At 66.8% G+C, this 20,612-nt stretch carries 16 protein-coding genes and 1 pseudogene; 10 read left to right on the top strand and 7 right to left on the bottom strand.

Features of this window, described 5'->3' with window-relative positions:
- The 3 genes from AC1RNC_RS23590 to modB form a co-directional block, all read right to left on the bottom strand.
- Positions 1–255, bottom strand: a complete 255-nt coding sequence (locus AC1RNC_RS23590) for a MoaD/ThiS family protein (protein ID WP_492888475.1) — start codon at positions 253–255, stop codon at positions 1–3.
- Between the two features lie 139 nt (positions 256–394).
- Positions 395–1,177 (bottom strand): molybdenum ABC transporter ATP-binding protein, encoded by a 783-nt coding sequence (modC, locus tag AC1RNC_RS23595; protein ID WP_492841523.1) that lies wholly within the window; start codon positions 1,175–1,177, stop codon positions 395–397.
- A complete protein-coding gene (modB, locus tag AC1RNC_RS23600) occupies positions 1,174–1,839 on the bottom strand; it encodes a molybdate ABC transporter permease subunit (RefSeq protein ID WP_492841525.1) in 666 nt (221 codons plus the stop codon). The genes modC and modB overlap by 4 nt, the downstream gene beginning before the upstream one ends.
- Before the next feature lie 787 nt (positions 1,840–2,626).
- Here modB and AC1RNC_RS23605 point away from each other — a divergent pair.
- The 3 genes and pseudogenes from AC1RNC_RS23605 to AC1RNC_RS23615 all read left to right on the top strand — a co-directional run.
- A pseudogene (locus AC1RNC_RS23605) lies at positions 2,627–2,857 on the top strand (DUF6538 domain-containing protein); the annotation flags it as partial.
- A 478-nt stretch (positions 2,858–3,335) separates the two neighbouring features.
- The gene (locus AC1RNC_RS23610) at positions 3,336–4,103 is read left to right on the top strand and encodes a site-specific integrase (protein ID WP_492888476.1); all 768 of its coding nucleotides are present in this window, start codon (positions 3,336–3,338) and stop codon (positions 4,101–4,103) included.
- Between the two features lie 449 nt (positions 4,104–4,552).
- Complete coding sequence (locus AC1RNC_RS23615) at positions 4,553–6,100, top strand: N,N-dimethylformamidase beta subunit family domain-containing protein (protein ID WP_492888477.1); 1,548 nt, start codon at positions 4,553–4,555, stop codon at positions 6,098–6,100.
- Positions 6,101–6,253: 153 nt separating this feature from the next.
- Here AC1RNC_RS23615 and AC1RNC_RS23620 read toward each other — a convergent pair whose 3' ends face one another.
- Positions 6,254–7,528, bottom strand: coding sequence for an aminotransferase class III-fold pyridoxal phosphate-dependent enzyme (locus AC1RNC_RS23620; protein ID WP_492888478.1), 1,275 nt, complete (start codon positions 7,526–7,528; stop codon positions 6,254–6,256).
- A gap of 79 nt (positions 7,529–7,607) precedes the next feature.
- Between AC1RNC_RS23620 and AC1RNC_RS23625 the strand changes: the two genes are divergently transcribed.
- Positions 7,608–8,552 (top strand): carbohydrate kinase family protein, encoded by a 945-nt coding sequence (locus AC1RNC_RS23625; RefSeq protein ID WP_492888479.1) that lies wholly within the window; start codon positions 7,608–7,610, stop codon positions 8,550–8,552.
- Positions 8,552–9,202: a class II aldolase/adducin family protein gene (locus tag AC1RNC_RS23630; protein WP_492888480.1), complete on the top strand. Its 651-nt coding sequence runs from the start codon at positions 8,552–8,554 to the stop codon at positions 9,200–9,202. Before AC1RNC_RS23625 ends, AC1RNC_RS23630 begins: the two co-directional genes overlap by 1 nt.
- A 65-nt stretch (positions 9,203–9,267) precedes the next feature.
- On the opposite strand, the gene AC1RNC_RS23635 is transcribed toward AC1RNC_RS23630, so the two are convergent.
- Both AC1RNC_RS23635 and AC1RNC_RS23640 read right to left on the bottom strand, forming a co-directional pair.
- Positions 9,268–11,511 carry a TonB-dependent receptor gene (locus AC1RNC_RS23635; protein WP_492888481.1) on the bottom strand — a complete coding sequence of 748 codons (2,244 nt, stop codon included), beginning with the start codon at positions 11,509–11,511 and terminating at the stop codon, positions 9,268–9,270.
- A 363-nt stretch (positions 11,512–11,874) separates the two neighbouring features.
- On the bottom strand, positions 11,875–12,528 hold the full coding sequence (locus AC1RNC_RS23640; protein ID WP_492841005.1) for a TetR/AcrR family transcriptional regulator: 654 nt from the start codon (positions 12,526–12,528) through the stop codon (positions 11,875–11,877).
- Positions 12,529–12,877: 349 nt separating this feature from the next.
- On the opposite strand from AC1RNC_RS23640, the gene AC1RNC_RS23645 reads away from it, so the two are divergent.
- Both AC1RNC_RS23645 and AC1RNC_RS23650 read left to right on the top strand, forming a co-directional pair.
- The gene (locus AC1RNC_RS23645; RefSeq protein ID WP_492888482.1) at positions 12,878–14,122 is read left to right on the top strand and encodes an MFS transporter; all 1,245 of its coding nucleotides are present in this window, start codon (positions 12,878–12,880) and stop codon (positions 14,120–14,122) included.
- Positions 14,123–14,159: 37 nt separating this feature from the next.
- A complete protein-coding gene (locus tag AC1RNC_RS23650) occupies positions 14,160–15,464 on the top strand; it encodes a cytochrome P450 (RefSeq protein ID WP_492888483.1) in 1,305 nt (434 codons plus the stop codon).
- Between the two features lie 107 nt (positions 15,465–15,571).
- Here AC1RNC_RS23650 and AC1RNC_RS23655 read toward each other — a convergent pair whose 3' ends face one another.
- Positions 15,572–16,684: a GAF domain-containing protein gene (locus AC1RNC_RS23655; protein ID WP_492888484.1), complete on the bottom strand. Its 1,113-nt coding sequence runs from the start codon at positions 16,682–16,684 to the stop codon at positions 15,572–15,574.
- A 127-nt stretch (positions 16,685–16,811) separates the two neighbouring features.
- Here AC1RNC_RS23655 and AC1RNC_RS23660 point away from each other — a divergent pair, with 127 nt between their 5' ends.
- The 3 genes from AC1RNC_RS23660 (at position 16,812) to AC1RNC_RS23670 (ending at position 20,273) form a co-directional block, all read left to right on the top strand.
- On the top strand, positions 16,812–18,428 hold the full coding sequence (locus AC1RNC_RS23660; protein WP_492888485.1) for a GMC family oxidoreductase: 1,617 nt from the start codon (positions 16,812–16,814) through the stop codon (positions 18,426–18,428).
- 81 nt (positions 18,429–18,509) lie between these two features.
- Positions 18,510–19,235, top strand: a complete 726-nt coding sequence (locus AC1RNC_RS23665; protein ID WP_492888486.1) for a response regulator — start codon at positions 18,510–18,512, stop codon at positions 19,233–19,235.
- A 63-nt stretch (positions 19,236–19,298) separates the two neighbouring features.
- Positions 19,299–20,273 carry a hypothetical protein gene (locus AC1RNC_RS23670; RefSeq protein ID WP_492888487.1) on the top strand — a complete coding sequence of 325 codons (975 nt, stop codon included), beginning with the start codon at positions 19,299–19,301 and terminating at the stop codon, positions 20,271–20,273.
- Positions 20,274–20,612 lie beyond the last annotated feature (339 nt).

Consider the following 20,612-nt stretch of genomic DNA (forward strand, 5'->3'; position numbering starts at 1 on the left):
TCAACCTCCAGAAAACATCGACAGGAAGGCCACTTCCTGCCCGGGGCTGATCCAGGCCTGGTCGCCGACGATCAGATGATCGACGGCCGCGCGCAGGCCGCGTTCGCTCAGGGCCTCGTCGCCGCCATCGGTCTGAGCGGCCAGTTGCGCCCTTAGCCAGGACAGCGAGCAACCCTCGGCGGGAATATCCACGGCCAGGCCGCGTCCGAAACGGTCGGCGACCTTGCCGAAAAAACAAATCTGGATCGTCGCCATCGCGGCGGATCCCTGAGCCAAACCTTGGGGCATCACAAAATCCATCGTCGCCAACCGTGATCGGCCGCCCTCGACCTACACCCGCGGCGCGGCAAAGCGATTGTCGGAAGTCAAGCGGCTCGCCGACGCCGGCGAGGTTCTAGGCTGGATCCAGGCCGGCCAAGAGCGCGGCCAAGGCCAGGCGGCCTATGCTCGCCGGCTCCATGCCGGCTAGGCGCTGGGCGGCGGCCGCGCGCTGGACATCGGCGGCGGCCCGCACGTCGGTCGCCGTGTCGATGACGCGTCCGGCGCGCATGACCAGGAGGTGATCGGCCAGACGTCGCACCTCGTCGGCGTCATGGCTGACATAGAGCACGGGGATGGCCAGGGTCCGGTGCAGGCTTTCGAGATAAGGCAGGATCTCGGCCTTGCTGTCGGCGTCGAGGCTGGACAGCGGCTCGTCCATCAACAGCAGGCGCGGCTGGGAAAGCAGGGCGCGACCCAGCGCGACCCGCTGCCGCTCGCCGCCGGAAAGGTGGGTCGTCGACCGCCCCAGCAGCGCCTCCAGCCCCAGCAGCGCGACGACCTCTTCAAAGCCCGTGGCCAGCGGCTCGCGCGTGCGTCGCTGGCCGTAGCGCAGGTTGTCTGTCACCGACAGGTGGCTCAACAGACTGGCGTCCTGGAACACCATGCCGATCGCTCGGCGATGCGGCGGCAAAGACCGGCGCTCGTCCTGCCAGGTCTCACCCTCGACGACCAAGGTGCCTGGAAGGCTGGAAAGCCCGGCCAGACAGCGCAGCACGCTGGTCTTGCCCGCGCCCGACGGGCCCACCAAGGCGGTGACCCCCCTGGGCGGCAGGGTGAAGACGACGTCGAGCGTGAAGGCCCCCAGGCGTCCCGCGAACCGCGCCTTCACGTCGGTTCTGGCGGGCGACAGGGTCATCGCGCGGGCCGTGACGTGCGCCGTTCGATCAGCAGCATGGCCAGCAGGACGCCGAAGGCGAACACCAGGAGGCCGATCGAGAGCTGATGGGCTTGGGCAAATTGCAGCGACTCCACCTGCTGATAGATGCGCGTCGAAATCACCTCGGTTTCCCCCGGCACGGAGCCGCCGATCATCAGCACCACGCCAAATTCCCCGATGGTGTGAGCGAAGACCAGCACTGCGGCGGTCAGCAAGCCACGGCGGGCCTGGGGCAGGGCGACGGTGAAGAAGGCGTCCAGCGGCGTCGCGCGCAGGGTAGCGGCCGCCTCCATCGGGGAATCGCCCATGGCCTCGAAGGCATTGCGGATCGGCTGCACGGCGAAGGGCAGGGAATAGACCATCGAGCCGATCACCAAGCCGGTGAAGGTGAAGGCCAGACTGCGAACCCCAAAGGGGTGCAGCAGGCTCATCAACGGACTGGCTGGAGCCAGCAGGATCAGCAGATAGAAGCCCAGTACGGTGGGCGGCAAGACAATAGGAAGGGCGGCGACGGCGGCGATGATCTCCTTCCACCACGCCCGCTGGCGCGCCAGCCACCAGGCCAGGGGCGTCGATACGATGAGCAGCAAGACTGTCGTGACGACCGCCAGCCTCACCGTTGTCCAGATCACCTCAAGCATCGTTGGCGCGTCTCATAGCTGTGCCGCTGGCGCTACGGATGAGCTCGGTCCGTTCGAATAGGGTGGGTTCCGTTGGCCGGGCGTCGATGGCGTCCGGTCGGGCAAAGGTCATCGCGGTATTAGAGCCTAGAATGGCCCCGAGGCGATTGATGGTCGTCAAGCGCTGGCGAAATCCGAGCTCGTTAGACGACCGACAGGCCTAGTTGACCCCTCGCACCGGACGCGAGCGCCGGGTGCGAACGTCCGGACCTTCGGCGGTTTGGGCCGCGCGGCGGTGTCGGCGGCGCACCGGCGTGCGGCGAGCGAGGCTTGGACCTCGCCTAGGCCCCAGACCACGCAGCTGCAGGTCAGCGGACACGTCAGTCGTGCTTAGCTGGCTTTGGGCATAGGCATCGCGTGCTGCGTTCGGACATGACCCGCTCCAGTAAATTTGTCCCCAAGGATCAAGCGCGCTGTTTCAAATCGTCAAGCGGGCCGGAGATTTGGCGATAGGCGGCCAACAGGCTGGGCCGCTTTTGGCGCGATGCGGACATCTTCGCAGCGATGCTTTAGGTGACCTACTCGGCGATGTTGTCCACGCCCCGTCAGGCACGTTTGCGCCCCTTGTCACTGCGAGGGGGCCTATGGAGTACAATAGCGTACTCGTAGTTATCGGTTTCATCCGACAAGGGGCGCCACCCTTCCAGAAGTCGTTGAAAACATTGCGACTTCACCGTCAGAAAGACCGTCTTCGGACGATTGCTACACAACCCTGATACACAATCGGGCGCCCGAAACCATCCTAACCATCAGGGATGGCTCAGGAAAACGGTCGGGCGGCTACTCCACAAACAGTCTACACGCTGTTCGATTTCATTTAGTTCGGCGGGGTTGTCGCTTTTACTACCGGCGGCGGGTGCCCGAGGCTCTCAGGGCGATTATCGGGAAGCGTGAGGTTTGGAAATCGTTGGGGACGGACAGTCCAACGGTCGCCGTGCGGCGGTCTCATGATGTTGCGGCGACGATTGAGCGGTACTTCGAGGAGGCTCGTGCTCGCTCCGGGCTGAGCGTCGATCACCGAATTCTGGCGAGGCTCGGCGCGTCAGTCTCGACGTCCGTCAAGATCGACCTGCCCGAGAGCGTTGCGGTCGGCCCGTCCGATCCTACTCCGGGCGTCACCCTTCGAGAACTTTACGACGCCTACATGTCCGATCCCACGCGGGACTGGTCTCCACGAACGCGGCTCGCTTACGACACGACGCGCAGGCTGGTTCTGGCCATAGTCGGGGAGGCGACGGCAGTTCGGTCGATCACGCGGGCTCACTGTCGGACTCTGATCGACACGCTGCGCTGGATGCCGCGCAATGCGCTGAAACTCTATCCCTGCCTCAGCCCAATAGAGAACGCCGCGAAAGCCAAGGAGGCCGAACGCAACGGACCTGACGAGTCCGAGCAACATCAACACCTACCTCAACAAGTTAAGTGGCGGGTTCAACTGGGTGGTCAAGGAAGAGATGATGGACCGCAATCCCGCCAAGGGATTGATGTTGCCCGAAGCGACCCTTCGAAGGGACAAGCGGTTGCCGTTCTCCGCCAGCCAGCTTCAGGCGATCTTCGCGGCGCCGCTTTACACCAGCTGCCGCGACGCCGGCCATGGCTACGCCATGCCCGGCGATTGCCGTCCGCGCACCGCGCGCTTCTGGATTCCGCCGATCTCCCTTTTCAACGGGCTTCGCATGAACGAGGCATGCCAGCTTGATGTCGTTGATGTCAGGTTGACAGAGGACGTCCCGTGCTTCGTCGTCACTGAAGCCTCGGAGGGGGCCATGGCCGACAAGCGGCTTAAGACGGCTTCAAGCTCACGGGTCGTGCCTATCCACCCGGAGCTTATTGCGCTCGGCCTTATGAAGTTCGTCAACGAGCGCAGGCGGGCAGGGGAGACCAAACTGTTCGGTGAGGTTTGGCTCGGTGCGACCGGCTATCGTTCGACCACGTTCTCGGCTTGGTTCACCCGGTTCACCGGGAAGGCAGGCGTTCGGTCGAGTAAAGCCTGCTTTCACAGTTTCAGGCACAATTTCCGCGATGCGATGCGGGAGGCCCGGATCGAGAGGGACATCGCGCTCGGCGGCTGGTCGGCTCCAGATGGGTCTGGGTCATCGGCTTCCGTGTCTGACGCCTATGGAAGTGGTTACCGGATCGCGACGCTGTTTGAGGCGATCAGCCGAGTTTGTTGTCCTGATCTCGACTTGCTACACCTCCGACCGTTTTTCCTGAGCCATCCCTGATGGTTAGGACGGTTTCGGGCGCGCGATTGTGTATCAGGGTTGTGTAGCAATCGTCCGAAGGCGGTCTTTCTGACGGTGAAGTCGCAATGTTTTCAACGGCTTCTGGAAGGGTGGCGCGCCCTGGCCTTTCGCCAATATCAGCATCATCGCGGTCTTCTGCGATCAGGACCGACCAGATTGAGACCTTCTTCGGCTGGCTCGAGGAGCAGGCAAAGACACAGATCCGACCCGGCTATCCACGCCGACGATCTCGAGAGCGCCCGCCGCGCTTGAGGCCGCGCGCGCCCTTCCTTGCTCCCGTCCTGGAAGCGAGTTGTGGCTTGCGATCGCCGCAAATAGAATAGTAAAAACTACTCCATGGTCCGGCGCTGAATGGGCCGAGACAAACCAGTAGGTCAAAGGCGTTTCGTGATCCGCGCGGCTTGGCCGGAGTCTGAAGGGGGAACCGAATGCTCGCTTGCTATACCGACCGCCTGAGCGTGCGCCCTGGCGAGCGCTTCGCCCTCCATGCCAGCGCCGAAAACGGTCCGTGCCGCCTGTCGATCACCCGGATCGGCGCCGAGCGCCTGACGGTCCTGGAGCGCGACGACGTGCGCGTCGGTGATCATCCGGTTCCGGCCCACGCCGACCGCGACGGCTGCGGCTGGCCCGTCGCCCTTGAGGTCGAGGTCGGCGAGGCATGGGCCTCGGGCTACTACGATATCGTCCTGACCGACGCGAGCGGCGGGCAGGCCCATCACTTCGTGGTCGTCAAGCCGCCGGTCGGCGTGCGTCGTTCGAGCGCCCTGATGGTGCTGTCGACCAACACCTACCAAGCCTACAATTACTGGGGCGGCGCCAACGCCTATTCGAACGTCACCGGCCTGATGAGCGGGCAGGTTCCGTTCGCCCAGGCCATGGACGAGGCGATCGGCGTTCTGTCGACCCAGCGTCCGTTTCCGCCGCTGATCGTCGCGCCGCCGCCCAACCCGCCTCGCCTGATCAACCTGCGCAAGCGTGGATTCGAGGAAGCCCCCTGGGCCTCGGACATGGCCTGGATGGTCGAGCATCGGGCCTCGCCCTACGACGGCTCGGCCGGCTTCCTGCACAAGTGGGAGCACGCCTTCGTGGCCTGGGCGGAATCGAACGGCTACGCGCTGGACTTCGCCACCGACTACGACCTGGACGCCGAACAGGATCTCCTCGAAGGCTACGCGGCTGCGCTGTTCGTGGGCCACAGCGAATACTGGTCGGGCGGCCAGCGCGACCAGGTCGAGCGCTTCGTCGACGCGGGCGGCAACGCCGCGATCCTGTCGGGCAACAGCTGCTTCTGGAAGGTGCGCTGGGAGAACGACGGCAAGACCTATGTCTGCCACAAATGGAAGGGTTTCGAGGCCGAGGACGTTCCGCCCGAGAAGGCCACGCACCTATGGTCGCACCCGGCCTTCCAACGGCCCGAGGCCGCGCTGACGGGACTGAGCTTCGTCTTCGCCGGCTACCATCGTCTGGGCATGTGCGTGTCGCGCGGCCAGGCCGGCTTCACGGTCTATGACGACCGCCACTGGGCCTTGGAGGGCTCGGATCTGTTCTACGGCGACGTGATCGGCGGCGATCTGCCGCTGATCGGCTACGAGAGCGACGGCTGCCGCTTCCAGTTCGGCGACGACGGCCTGCCCAAGGCCGTGCCGATGCTGGGCGTGCCCGAGACTCTGGAGATCATCGGCGTCGCGCCCTGCGCCTTCGGCGAGGAAGCCGGCCGCGGTTACTTCCCGATCATCCCGCCCGAGAAACTGGACGTGGTCGCCGAGGTGATGTTCGGGGACTCCGGTCCCGAAGCTCAGGCCAAGGTCCTGCGCGGCCATGCTGTCGTCGCCAGCTTCAAGCGCGGCAAGGGCGAGGTGTTCAACAGCGGCACCACCGAATGGGCTCACGGCCTGGCCGCGCGCGACCCGTTCATCCAGGTCATCACCCACAACGTCCTGCGGCGCTTTGGCGTCACCCGCGCCACCCCGGCCTGAACCGCGCCGTCGACACATTCCGTCTAAAAAGAAGGGCCCCTCGGCAAGAGGGGCCCTTTGTCATGGCTGATGCGCGAACCGCGCCTGAATGGGTTGCGAGAAGCGCCGCCAGGGCAAGTCTGGCGGCGCCGCATCCAGGCGGTGTGAGGTCCGTCAGTCGACCATGGAATGCAGGAAGGCCAGCTTCTCGACCGGCGGCAGGGGACCGGCGGCCTTCAGCAGCTTGAAGGCCTCGTCGCCCGCCTCGATCGTATGGTCGATATCGGCGTCGGTCATGGCCGTGGTCATGAACATGTTGTGCCAGGGGTGGAAATAGACGCCGCGCTTGAGCAGGGCGTTGTTCCAGAAGTAGGCCTTGGCGCCGGTCGGGTCCTCGTCGAACATGATCAGCGGCAGCTGGGCCGGACCGGTCTGGCGCAACGAGAAGCCGTGACGGTCGGCCGCCTCGTCCAGGCCCGCGCGCAGGCGCTCGCCCAGGGCGATGGTGCGCTCGAGGTAGTCGGTCTCGCGGATCAGCTTCAGCGTCGCCAGCGACGCGGCCATCGGCGCGGCCGAGAACCAGAACGAGCCGGTCGCATAGATGGTGGCGGCGGCGAACCGGGCCTTGTCGGCGCCCAGCAGGGCCGAGATCGGATGGCCGTTGGCGATGGCCTTGCCCCAGGTCGAAAGGTCCGGCTTGACCCCCACCAGCGACCAACTGCAGTCGCGGGCCAGGCGGAAGCCGGCGCGCACGTCGTCGATGATCAGCAGCGCCTCGTGCTCGTCGCACAGCGCCCTGGCTCGACGGGCGTATTCGGGATCGGGCAGCTCCTGATCGACGAAGGTGTCGTGCTTGATCGGCGAGGCGAAGATCGCCGCCAGGTCAGAGCCGGCCGCCTTGACCGCCGCCTCCAGGCTTTCGACGTTGTTGTACTCGTAGAACACCTGGTTGGCGCGGTCGGCCTCGGTGACGCCGTTCTTCAGCGGCGTGCACCAGGGCGCGGCGCCGTGATAGGCGCCCTTGGCCAGGACGATGGTCTTTTTCTGGGTGAAGTTGCGGGCGATCATCATCGCCATGGTCGTGGCGTCGGTGCCGTTCTTGCAGAACATCGCCCAGTCGGCGTGGCTGACCTGGGCGGTCATGGCCTCGGCCAGCTCGACCATGGCCTGGCCGGGGCCGGTCATGGTGTCGCCCCGCTTCATGCGCTCGATATAGGCCTGATCGATGGCGTCATGGCCGTAGCCGAACAGGTTCGGGCCGTAGCCGCACATGAAGTCAATATAGCGGTTGCCGTCGACATCCCAGAGATAGGCGCCCTCGGCGCGGTCGAAGAACTGCGGGTAGTCGTCGGGCAGCAGCATGACCGACTGGTGGCCGTACATCCCATTGGGGATCACCGCCATGGCGCGTTCCCGCAGCGCCGCATCCTTGCTGTTCGTCCAGGTCAAGTTCAGCCCCTTATAAGATAGTTTTGACTATTATAATGACTGAGGCATAGTGACTGTCAATGCGTAGGGAGGACGTCGGATGAAGAATGGATTGGCGTGTATTGGGCTGACGACCCTGGACGTGGTGGCGCGCGCCATCGACGTGCTGCCGAAGGAAGAGGGAACGGGCCTGATCGAGGGGATCGTCTGCGCTCCGGCTGGCACGGCGGCCGCTCCGGCCCTGCTGGCGGCTCGCCTCGGCGTGCCGAGCCGGCTGATCTCGGCGGTCGGCGACGACCTGATCGGTCGCTTCATCCTCACGGCCCTGGCCGACGCCGGGGTCGACGTCACCGACCTGGAGGTTCTGCCGGGCCTGCCCAGTTCCACGACCCTGCTGGCGGTCTCCTCCAGCGGCGTTCGTCCCGGCTTCCACGCGCTGGGCGCGGGCATGCTGGCCCGCGTCACCCCGCGCGCGCTGGAAACGGCCGCCGCAGTGGGCTTTCTGCACTATGGCGGCGTCGGCGGTCCCAAGCTCGACGGCGGGGAGGGGGAGGCGATCGTCCGAGCCGCCTCGCGGGCCGGGGCGATCGTGACCTGCGACCTGATCGCGCCCCAGCCTTCGGCGGTCGACGAGGTCAAGCGCCTGCTGCCGCATGTCGACTACTTCCTGCCCAGCGCCGCCGAGGCGGTGTTCCTGACAGGTCAGGAGGACCTCTTCGCCGCCGCCGGGACCTTCCGGTCGTGGGGCGCCAAGGGCTGCATCATCAAGAATGGCGGCCGCGGCTCGGTGGTGGTCCTTGACGGCGTCAGCATGACCCTGCCGGCCCACGCGATCACGCCGGTCGACACCACCAGCTGCGGCGATTCCTATTGCGCCGGGTTCATCGCCGCCCTGTCGCGAGGCTGGACGCCGCTGGACGCCGCGCGTTTCGGCACGGCCACCGCCGCGCTGGTCGCCCAGGGTCTGGCCACGCTGGGCAAGGTCGAGAGCTTCGAGGCCACCGAGGCCGCGATGCGTCAGATGACGCTGAGCGAGGCGGCGTGATGGGCACGACGAATCAGGAGGCGGCTCTGCGCGAGCGCATGGCGCAGGTGATGCAGGCGATGGATGCGCGCGGCCTCAATAGGGGCACCTCGGGCAATGTTTCGGCCCGGTGCGGAGAAGACATGCTGGTCACGCCCACCGGCGTGCCGGCCGCGCGGCTGACCGCCGAGCATATGGTGCTCGTCCGTCCCGACGGCTCGTCGCCCGAAGGCGCGCTCAAGCCATCCAGTGAATGGCGCATGCACAAGGGGATTCTCGATCGGCGCCCCGACGTGGGGGCGGTGGTGCATTGCCATTCGCGCCACGCCACCATCCTCGCCTGCGCCGGCCTCCAAATCCCGCCCATGCACTACATGGTCGCCGTCAGCGGCGGCAGCAGCGTGCCGGTCGCGCCCTACGCCACCTTTGGTTCGGAGGAACTGGCCGCGACCGTGGTCGAGGCGCTGGACGGCCGCTACGCCGCCCTGATGGCCAATCATGGCCAGATCGTCGCCGCGCCCAATCTCGACTTCGCCCTGGCCATCACCGAGGAGGTCGAGGAGCAGGCGGCGGTCTATTGGGGAACCCTGGCGATCGGCGGCCCCAATCTGCTGGCCGAGGACGAGATGAGCCGCATCCTGCAGCGGTTCAGGTCCTACGGACAACGCTGAGCGCCGTCCGCGCCGAAGCGGCCCAGCCGCCGAAAGGGGGCTGGGCCGCCAATGGAACGTCCCCGCTAGTAGTGATAGCGCAGGAAGACGCCGAAGCTCCGCGGCCGGTTGTAGCTGAGGAGATCCACGCCGAGGCTGTCGATATTGGAGATCGACACGGCGTAGGTCTTGTCGAACAGGTTGCGGGCGAAGGCGCCGGCCTCGATCTTCTGGTCGGGCGAGCGCCAGCTGACCTGGGCGCCGGCCACCCATACCGCGTCCTGCGACAGGCGCGCGGCGTTGGAGTTGTCGAAATAGACCCTCGACGAATAGTTGGCGTCGACATTGGCCACGATCGACGCGCCGCTCGCCAGCGGCGCGACCCAGTTGGCCGCGGCGTTGAACGTCACCTTCGGCGACTGCGGCAGCCAGTTGCCGGTGAAGTCCTTGCCCTCGGTGAAATAGTCCCCGTACTTGGCGTGCAGCAACGACACGCCCGCGCTCAGGGTCAGGGGCTGGATCGGCCGGGCGGTGACCTCGGCCTCGCCGCCGTAGACCTTGGAGTTGGCGGCGTTGTCGAGCACCAGCACGGTCAGGCCGTTGCGCGTGGTCTGGGCGAACACCTGCTGGTTCTTGTAGTCGTAGTAGAAGCCCGACACGTTCAGGCGCACCCGACGGTCGAAGAACTCCGACTTCAAGCCCAGTTCGTAGGCGTCGAGCGTCTCGTTGTCGTAGGGCTCCATCTCCTGGGCCGTCGTGGCCATGCCGCCGAAGAAGCCGCCGCTCTTATAGCCGCGGTTGTAGGTGGCGTAGACATTGGCGTCGTCGCTCAGTTCGTAGCGCAGGCCTAGCCGGCCCGAGACCGCCGAGAAGGTCTTGCTCTGCTTGGAGGTCAGGATGACGATCAGGCCGTCTTCGGCCTGGCTCTGGTAGTCCATGGACTTGTCGTCGGCCGACCAGCGCAGGCCCACAGTACCCGTCAGTCTGTCGGTCAGCTTGTAGTCCGCTTGGCCGAAGACGGCGTAGCCCTTGGTGGTCTGGGTGTAGGGATAGCCGAAGGTTGCGACGCTGTTTTCGAGGCTGAGGCCCGTGGGATTGCTGGGTGTGGTGAACAGCGGTCGCAGGTCGCGCAGCACGTCCTGGCGCGTGTTGTCCTGTACTTGCTCGTCCATGTAGTAGACGCCCAGGACCCAGTTGAGGCGCGCCGAACGATCGTTCGACTGCAGGCGCAGTTCCTGGGTGAACTGGTGTTGGCGGGAACGATAGTTGATCTCGATCATCCGCAGGGGGCTGGCGTCGGTGTTTTCCAGGTCGTTGCGGTGGGCCCACTGCCAGGCCGTCACCGAAATCAGGGACATGCCGCCCAGTTTCCAGGTCGCCTGGCTGGAGGCGCCGAACAGGTCGACCTTGTCCTTGCCCTCCAGGTTGGCGTCCACGGCGCGGGGATTGTTGTCGGTGTCGGCATAGCCCAGCAGGTCGGCGCACTGGCCGCTGGCGTAGGCGCTGGCCGCGCAGAAGCCGTCCGAACCGGCGGCCGCCGGCGTCGCGGGGAACAGAGCGCGGTGTCCGGGCGCGGTGGCGTCGCCGCGATTGACGTAGCGATTGACCTGGGTCAGCAGCTCGAAATCTTCGCTCGGCGTGTAGAGCAGCGACAGCCGTCCCGCCCAATGTTTGGCCGCGTTGAGATCATGGCCGGTGACCCGGTTGTGGGTATAGCCGTCGTCCTCGACGTATTGGGCGGCTGCCCGGAAGGCCAGCTTGTCGGCCACGATCGGCCCGCCCACGCCCAGATCGGCGGTCACGGCGTTGAAGCTGCCGTATTCCAGCGAGGCGTCGGCCCCGAACGTCTGGCTTGGGCGCTTGGTGGTGATGTTGATCGCGCCGCCGTTGGTGTTGCGGCCATAGAGGGTGCCTTGCGGCCCGCGCAGCACCTCGACCTGGGCCAGGTCGAAGAACCCCGCCATCTGGGCCAGGGGCGAGCCGACATAGACGCCGTCGACATAGACTCCGACGCCGCTGGAGGCGTTGGGGTTGAAGTCGCTGAGGCCCACGCCGCGAATGTAGATCTTGGGATTGGCGGCCGCGTCGCCGGCGCTGATGCGCATGCCCGGGGCCAGGTTGTTCAGCGCCAAGACGTTGTTGACGCCGCGCGCGGCCAAGGCGTCGCTGGTCAGGGCGGTGACCGATACGGGTACGTCCTGAAGGTTTTCCGACCGCTTCTGGGCGGTGACCACGATCTCCTCGATCGCCGTGCTGTCGTGCGTTTGGGCCGCCGCGACGCCAGCCGACAAAGCCAGCACGGCGCAGCTCAGAAACATACCCGCTTTCATATTCTACTCCCCGTTTATCCAGTACTCCGACCGGTCCAGGCCATTACGATAATAAAAACTATCTCGACGCAAGGGGGCGTAGCGCAAGCGATCGGACGGCTTGGCGTGGCGTGGCGGTCCAGGCGCCCGGTTTGCGGGCGAAACCGCGCCAAACCGCTCGAAGGACGACCGAGAACCAGGGAAGGGGGAGACGGGCCGTGGGCCTGTCGTGACTTTCGGTCACGGCGGCGCCGGCCCGGGCGGGCGCACCGGGACTCGTGGCTCTGGGCCACGGTCTTTAGGCTGGGGGCCCGGCCCGATCGTTCGGGACCCGGGAAGGCGATCAAGCTTCGCTCGAGGCCTAAGCGTGATCGGCCTGGGCGGTCAGTCCTTGGATAGCTGGGACCGGCGGGGGAGGTCGAAATGGTAGCGGCCGATCATCCAGGCGACTTCCTCGATGACCATGTCCTCGTCGAGCTCGGGATCCTCCACCAGCATCTCCATCGCCGCGTAGCTCATCAGTTCGGAGACGCGCATGGACAGCTTCAGGCGCTCTTCGTCGACCGGGGGGCCGTCCTTGACGCGAAACGCGAAGATCCGGTCCAGCACCGCCGTGCGCGACTGGACACGCACGTCCTGCAACGGCGGCATGGCGCGGATGGCCCGCAGGATCCAGAGCCCGCCCGGAAAGGCGCGGGTGACGGTGATGATCTCCTTTTGCAGCCGGATATGACTTTCGACGGCTGCGGCGAGGGTGGTCCAGTGGGCGCCGCCCGACTCCACCCAGGCGAAGACGACCTGATCCTGGGCGTCCATCAGTCGGCGGGTCAGCTCGGTCAGCAGGGCGTACTTGTTCGGAAAGTAGCGATAGAGCGCCGGCGGCGTCAGTCCCGCCCTTTCGCAGACGAGATTGGTCGTCAGGCGCTCGAAACCCACCTCGGCCAACAGCTCCCCGGTCGTCGTCAGAATCGCTTCGAAGGTGTTGATGCCGTTGCGCCGGGACGGTCGTGACTTGGCTTCGAGTTCTGGAGTGCTCACCACGGGTCCTTGAAGAGAGCCGCGGATCGGCGGCATGCTGTCGAATAGCAACTGGGTTGCGTCAAGAGAACCTGTCGCCGCCGCGGCGTGCGTCGCGTGCGCGGCGTCCATAGCCCGCGTGGGTTTAGTGTAGCTCAAACTATCCTATTAGCGAGGGTGTTCGCGTCGAACCCGGTGTGGCCGCGGCGCGCGCAAGCTCGGCCGGCCGGCGCCCAGCAAAGCGGCATCGCGGTCGAACCCATCAAGCGGGAGACCGGTTGACGATACTCTTGAGATAGCAAAAACTACCCTAGGGCTGTCGGGCGAAGACCCGTCGAAGAATTGATCCAAAGCCCGTTGGAGGAAATGCATGTCGCTCGAGGACACCCAGGCGCGCGCCCCGCGAGCCGACGACGGCTGGATCGGTCGCCGCCCGACGGCCGGGCAGATCGCGGCTTTCCTGACGGTCGGATCGGTCGCCCTGATCATGGCCGGCGTTCAGCCGGTCGTGCTGGGGGGGCTGGTCAATGCGGGCCGGCTCGACGTCAACCAGCTTGGCTGGAGCGTGACGATCGAGTTTCTCGCCATCGGACTGGGCGTCGGGCTGGCCGACGCCTTCCTGCCGCCGCGCCGGCTCAAGCTGGTCGGGTTCGTGGCCGCGCTTGTCCTGGCCGTCGTCAACCTCGCGGGGCTGGAGGTCTCGGGGCTCGGGGTCCTGGTGATCCGGGCGCTGGCGGGCCTGGCCGAAGGCGGCCTCGTCTGGCTGACCACGCTGATGATCGTGCGCTCGCCGACGCCGGGCCGCTGGAGCGGAATCTTCCTGGTCAGCCAGGCGGTGCTGCAGGTGGCGTGCGCGGCCGGCATACCGCTTCTGGTCTCGCCCTCGCTCGGCGCCAACGCGGGCTTCGCGACCCTGGGCGCCAGCGCCGTCCTGGCGGCGGTGGTCGCGTTCGTTCTGCCGACCAGTCTCGCTCCGCTGGCGGGAAACACGAGCGACGAGCCCGTGCTGGCCGAGCCGATCCCGAAGGCGGCCTATGTCAGCCTGGCCGCCGTCTTCCTCCTGTTTTCGTTCTTCATCGGGTTCCTGGCCTATGTCGAGCAGTTGGCCGGCCAGGCGGGTCTGACGCCGGTCCAGGGCGGGCTCGCCGTCGCCCTGGCCCTGGGCAGTTCCATCGTCGGCTCGGGCCTCGCGGCCGTGGTGGCCGAACGGATACCCTATCACCGCGCGTTCATGGTCTGTCTGCCAGTGTTCCTGTCGGTGCTGGTCGGCCTGTGGGGCCTGCCAGGGCCCGGCGTGTTCATCGCCTTCGCCGGCCTGCACGGCCTGGCGTGGGGATTCCTGCAGACCCTGCAGGCGCCGTTCGTCATCGAATCGGATCCTTCGCGGCGCGCGGTTCTGTTGGCGCCCAGCGTCCAGGCCGTCGGCGCGGCCGCAGGGCCGATGCTGTGCTCGTTCTTCGTCGGCGCCCACGAGGTCCGCGGCGCCCTGGTCGCTGCGGGCGCCTGCCTGGTGGTCTCGTTCGTCCTGGCGATGATGCTGTGGCTTTCGCGTGTCCGGCGCCAGGCCAAGTCCGCGCTCGCCGCCTCCCTAGAGCCGACGCGCCGCGCGGCCTGACCAACCCGCGCCCCCGCGCGTCGCGAAGGAGAAGATCATGTCTGGTGACATCGTAGCCGATCATCCGCACGTTCTGGACATCGGTGCGCTGCCGACGCTCGAGGACTATGGCTATGACGGCGGCCGCATGGCGTTCCGGCGGTTCTGCGCCAGGGCGTTCCAGCCCGGCGGCCCCCGTTTCCTGCGGGGCGACGGCGGCGCGCTCGTGGTCTTCCGTCATACCGATCTTCGCGCGCTGGCGGCCCGGCCCGAGCTTTCGGCCCTGGCGCCCAACCAGCTCTTTCCGGGCTTGCTCGGCGCCGAACCGCTCGAGGAAAAGCCGATCGGCTTCGCCATCGCCGACCTGATCAAGAACCAGCTCTTCGGCGCAAACGGCGTTCTGAACGCCACCCTGCGCAAGGTGCTTCTCAACCAGATCGGACCCAAGCCGACCGCCGCGCGGGGCGACGCCGCCCGCCAGATCGCCGGGCGGATCCTAGAAGATCTACCGCTGGGCGAGACCGTCGATCTCGTCGAGCGGATCGCCGAGCCGCTGATCGGCCTCTACTGGGGCGGGTTGATCGGGATGACCGATGAGGAGGCTATGAGCGCGGCCGTGCAGGCGCGCAAGATGACTCCCATGCTGTTTCTGCGGCCGGACGGGGATGGCATAGTCGAGGCCGACGCCGCCGCGACGGCCTATCGCGGCCTCGTCGAGGGCGCGAGCCAGCGCGCCTTGGACGCGGGCGGTTGTCCGTTCGTCTCGGACATGGCCCGAGACCTCGCCATGGTCGATATCGCCGACGATCTCGACCATGGCGGCTATGTTCCCAAGACGGTGGGGGCCTTCCTCGCGGGAAACCTGTTCGATGGATTCCATACGGCCGCTCTGGCTATCACCAACACAATCCGTACACTGATTGACAATGCCGAGGTGGTGAACCGGTTGCGCGCGGAGCCGGAGAAGGCCGCCGCGGCGGTATCCGAGTGCCTGCGCTTGGAGCCGCCCGTCATTCATCTAAACCGCATTGTCAGCGCCGACCTCGAATACGATGGATGGACCATCCCCGCGGGGACTCGGGTGATGATGATGTGGGGCGCGGCCAATCGCGATCCCGAGGCTTTCCCAGACCCGGAATGCTTCGACCTGGACCGCCCCCAGCAGGGCTCGACCACGTTCGGCGGCGGCGCTCACATCTGTCCTGGGCGTTTCGTGGCCGGCCTGGTCGCCAGGAGCCTGGTGGAGGCCTTGATCGAACGCCGGATCGAGGTCCGTGCGGCCGGCGACGCCGACGACTGGATCGGCAACCACGCCATGTGCCAGCTCAGGCATCTGCCGGTGATCCTAGAGCGCAGGCCTTGAGGGCGGGCGGCCGCTCGATCCTGTCCATCCGCCATCACCCTTGCGTTGCCGCACGGGCGCTCGTTGATGAACACTGTAGCCGCTTGCAGCGGCTGCGCCGGACCGCGTTACCGCGGCTTGCGCTCCAGAACGCCCATGGCGCGTCGTAGTCGCCCGTCGGTGACACGCAGCTTTATCTCGTCCGACACCAGGGACGCCAGGTTGGTGAGGATCGCCTGCTGGGTGTCGTCCAGGGTGCGCGGCCGGGTGTCGATCACGCAGAGCGAACCCAGCGTGAAGCCGTCGGGGTCGACGATCGGGCAGCCAGCGTAGAACCGAAAGTGCGGCGCGTCGGCGACCGCCGGATTGTCCGCGAAGCGCGGATCGGTGGCCAGGTCCTCCGACACCATGCAGCGCTGCTGCAGAATGGTGTGGTTGCAGAAGGCCCAACTGCGGGGCGTGTCGGCCATGTCCAGACCATGGCGCGACTTGAACCACTGGCGCGTCGGGGTCAGCAGGGTGATCAGCGAGATCGGCATGCCGAGCGTCTGGGCGGCCAGCCAGGTCAGCCTGTCGAAGGCGTCTTCCGGCGGGGTGTCGACCAGGCCCGAGCGCTCCAGCGCCAGCAGGCGCTGGGCTTCGTTGCCGGGCAACGGAACCAGCGCCCCGGCCTCAGGCGCGGCGGGCACGGGCGCCGGTCCTCGCACCGCCGTCTCGGCGGCTTGCGCCAAGGCGTCCAGATCCTCGACGAAACCGACCCTGCCGCTGGCGGGCCCGGCGAAGGCCGCGGTCTGAGCCTTGGGGCCGACGAGCAGGATCGCCGTCTGCGACAGCCCCGGATCCGACGCCAGCGCCCGCAGCAGGTCGGCGGCCATGGGCAATGAGGCCGCGTCGATGATCACGGCCGCCGGCGTGCGTCCGCCGATGTTCAACAGAGCGGAAAAGGGCTCCGGATAGGCGTCCACGAAGCAGGAAGGGGCCTGCGCCAGGCGCGCCGTCAGCGCTGGCAGGGCGTCGGCTCCGGCGATGACGATCACTCGCGCCGACACCGGCAGGGCGCTGACGGTCTCGCCCGGCATCAGCGCCAGGACGTCGGAGCGATAGACGCGGCGATGACCGCCCGGCGTCTTCCATGACGGGATCGATCCGCCCTCGATCAGCAGCTGCGCGGTGCGCACTGACACACCCAGGATCTTCGCCACGTCCGTGGTGGTCAGGATGTCCTTGTCGGCCGTGTCCATCGTCTCTCCAAGCCGTCAGGCCGCGTCGCACAGATGCCCACAGCCCCTCGCCTTGACAAGCTCCAAATTCGATGCATTTGATGAAATTGATAGATTTGATACTTCATTTCGAGTTTGGAGCGTGAGCATGAACGACAATCTTCCCAGCGATCATCCCGATTTCGCCGCCCGTGTGGCGGCCAACCAGGCCGAGCGCGCTGGCGATCTCAAGGCGACCTATGACTTCATCGTCTGTGGCGCGGGAAGCGCTGGCTCGGTGCTGGCCCGGCGGTTGGCCGAGAATCCCGACGTGCAGGTGCTGCTGATCGAAGCGGGCGGCAGCGACGAGCGCGCCAGCGTGATGGAGCCGGCCGCCTGGCCCACCAACCTGGGCGGCGACACCGATTGGGGCTTCGTGGCCGAGCCCAATCCGGCGCTGAACGGACGGTCCATGCCGATGTCGATGGGCAAGGTCTGCGGCGGCGGCTCCAGCATCAACGTCATGGTCTGGTCGCGCGGCCACCGCAGCGACTGGGACCACTTCGCCGCGGAAAGCGGCGACGTCTCCTGGGGCTATGACGCCGTCCTGGGGCTCTATCGGGAGATCGAGAACTGGCAGGGTCCGGCCGATCCGCTGCGGCGCGGGACGGGCGGCCCGGTCTATGTGCAATCGGCGCCGGATCCCGGTCCGGCGGCCTACGCCATGGTCGATGCCGCCCATGAGCTCGGCATCCCGACCTACGGCTCGCCGAATGGCGAGATGATGGAGGGCGCGGGCGGCTGCGCCATCAGCGACGTGTTGATCCGCGACGGCAAGCGCCACTCCATCTTCCGCGCCTTCACCTATCCGTATCTCGACCGGCCGAACCTGACGCTGCTGACCCACACCCACGTCAACCGGGTGCTGATCGAGAACGGACGCGCGGTCGGCGTCGAGGCGGTTCGCAACGGCGCGATGCATTGGTTCGGCGTCGCCCACGAGGTGATCCTCAGCCTGGGCGCGATCCAGACGCCGACCGTCCTGATGCGATCGGGCATCGGCGATGAGGCGGAGCTGCGCGCCCACGACATCAAGGTGCTGAGCAAGCTTCCGGGCGTCGGCGCGAACCTGCAGGACCACGTCTCGTTCGGCTGCATCTGGGAGTACCGCGAGCCGATCGCGCCGCGAAACAGTGGCAGCGAAGCCACGCTCTACTGGAAGTCGGACGCGGCGCTCACCGAGCCGGACCTGCTGTTCTGCCAGGTCGAGTTCCCGGTCCCCAGCCCCGAGACCGCCGTTCGCGGGGTTCCCGAGCACGGCTGGACCATGTTCGCGGGCCTGGCCCATCCCAAGAGCCGGGGCAGGGTGCGCCTGGCGTCGGCTGATCCGACGATCGCTCCACGAATCGAGCTGAACACCTTTGGCCACCCGGATGATCTCAAGGCGGCGCTCGCCTGCGTGGAGCTTTGCCGGGACCTGGGCAACACCCAGGCCTTCGCCCCCCTGGTCACCCGCGAAGCCATGCCGGGCCCGCTGAACAAGACGGACATGGAGCAGTATGTGCGCGACGCGGCGGTGACCTACTGGCACCAGACCTGCTCGGCCAAGATGGGACGTGACGCCATGTCGGTGGTCGACTCCAGCCTGCGCGTCTATGGCGTCGAGGGCCTGCGCGTCGCCGATGGTTCGATCATGCCCAAGGTGGCCACGGGCAACACCATGGCGCCCTGCGTGATCATCGGGGAAAAGGCCTCCCGGTACATCCGCGCGACCCACGGCTTCTAAAGGTCCGAGAAGACGACGCGGTCGCGCCCCTCGAGGCGGCGGCCGCGTCCGTCGCGTGAATCCAAATTTCCAGGAAGGCCGATGTATCCGCACGCCCAAAGGCACGTCCTCGTGGTGGACGACGACCCCCGGACCCGAGATGAATTTCAAGGCTATCTGAGCGCCTACGCCTTTCAGGTCAGCACGGCCCCGGACGGCGCGGCCATGAAGCGGATCCTGGCCGCCCGGCCGGTCGATCTTGTGGTTCTGGATCTCGAGCTGGGCGCCGAGAACGGGCTGGACCTGATGCGCGGCGTCATCGACCGCGACGAGGCGCCCGTCATCAGCCTGACCAGCGCGCCCGGCGAAGGCCCGGACAAGGTGGTGGCGTTGGAACTGGGCGCCGATGACTGCATGAGCAAGCCGGTCAGCCCTCGTGAGCTTCTGGCCAGGATCCGCAGCGTATTACGGCGCGCGGGGCCGGCGCGTTCGACGCGCTTGCGACAACGCGCCCGCTGGCGCTTCGTCGGCTGGGAAGCCGACCTGCGGCGGCGAAGTCTGACCGCGCCTGGCGGCGTCGCCGTCAAGCTGACGGCCGCCGAGTTCAACCTGCTGGCGGCCCTACTCAAGACGCCGAGCCAGGTGCTTAGCCGTCAGCAGTTGGTGGCCGCCTGTCGCGTGCATCCCGACGAGGTCACCGACCGCAGCATCGACGTGATGATCCTGCGGTTGCGCCGCAAGCTGGCGGCCTGGCCCGGCGGTCAGCGCATCATCCGCACCGAGCGGGGTGCGGGATACGCTCTTGCCGTTCCGGTCGAAATCGTCTGACACAAGTCCGTCTCGACAAACCTGTTCCTTGCCTGACCCGATGATCGAAAAGGAAGACAGCGCGTGCCAGAAGTCCCGTCGCATCCCGGACCCAAGTTTGGCGCGCTGCTGGCCACGGGCTTGCTCTTGCTGGCCTGGCCCGGGGGCGGGCTTGCCAAGGCCGCTGCGCTCTCGACGGCGGCCGTTGGCGGTCAAACCGCTTCGGTTCTCCGCGCGCGGATCGGCCCGCCTCACGACGAGACCATCAAGGCCTATGTCGAGGCGGGCGCCAAGGAGACCAAGGCCCATGTCCTTACCGACCGGGAATGGGCGTTGATCGAAAGCGCCATCGCCGATCTTCCGGCGCTGTACCGACAGGTTCTGGAGCGACGTCTCGCGCGGCTCAGTTTCATCGACGCGCCGTCCAGCGCGGGCACGGCTTTGACGCGGTCCTCGGAGGGCCCCAACGGCGAGCGGCTGTTCGACATCACCCTACGCGCCGATGTGCTCGAGACATCGCTTTCGGACTTCCTCACCCAGAAGGAGGCGATGCTCTTTTCCCCGGACGGATCGGGCTACAGCGTGAAGGTTGAGGCCGGTAGGGCCTCCGCCCTGACCTACATTCTGCTGCATGAGGCCACGCACGTGATCGACCGCGCGCTGGACATCACCACGGCCGGCGGTCCGTTCAAGACGGTCTGGGTCGACTACCGGAGCCTGGCGCAGCCCTATGCGACCGGCGTGATCGCCCATTCGGTCTATCGGCGCGGACCTAAGCTGCCCCTGTCGCGAAGCCCGACCCTGTACCGGGCGCTGGCGCAGGCGCCGTTCGTGTCGCTCTATTCCACCGCATCGGCCGGCGAGGACTTCGCCGAACTCATGGCTTGGCGTGAGCTCTCGAGCCGGTTCGAGGCGCCGCTGAAGATCCAGGTGCTGGACGCGCGGGGCGTCGCGATCGTTTCGGTCGAGCCGCTCAAATCCCCCGCCGTCCGATCGCGTCTCGAAGCGGCCGAAGCGGCGCTTGCCCGCGCGCATGCGGAGAGCCCGGAAAAGATCTGAAAGGCCGGCGGCGGGTTTGCAGACCCGCCGCCGTTCGGCTGGCTGACGCCGGAAACCAAGGCGCGCGCCTTTGGGGGACGTGATCGCGCTGGTTGGGCCGGAAGGACGCGCGTAGGGGGGAGTACGCCACGTCGAAGGTATGTCCCTTAAGGTCGGGGGGATGGGACGAAAGGCGAGCGCCTTGCGCGCCTTGGCCCCGATGCTCGGCGGGGCGAAAGAGCGGCGCTTTCTTGAGGCCGAGTGTCGTCGTTGCGGGGCGGCGCCGCAATCAAAGGGCGGTTTCAGCGGTAATAGTCGCTGTGATTTGAGCGCCGCGGTGATCGCATCGTCGGCGTCGGA

It is taken from the genome of Caulobacter sp. GW822-FHT01G02 (assembly GCF_058802865.1).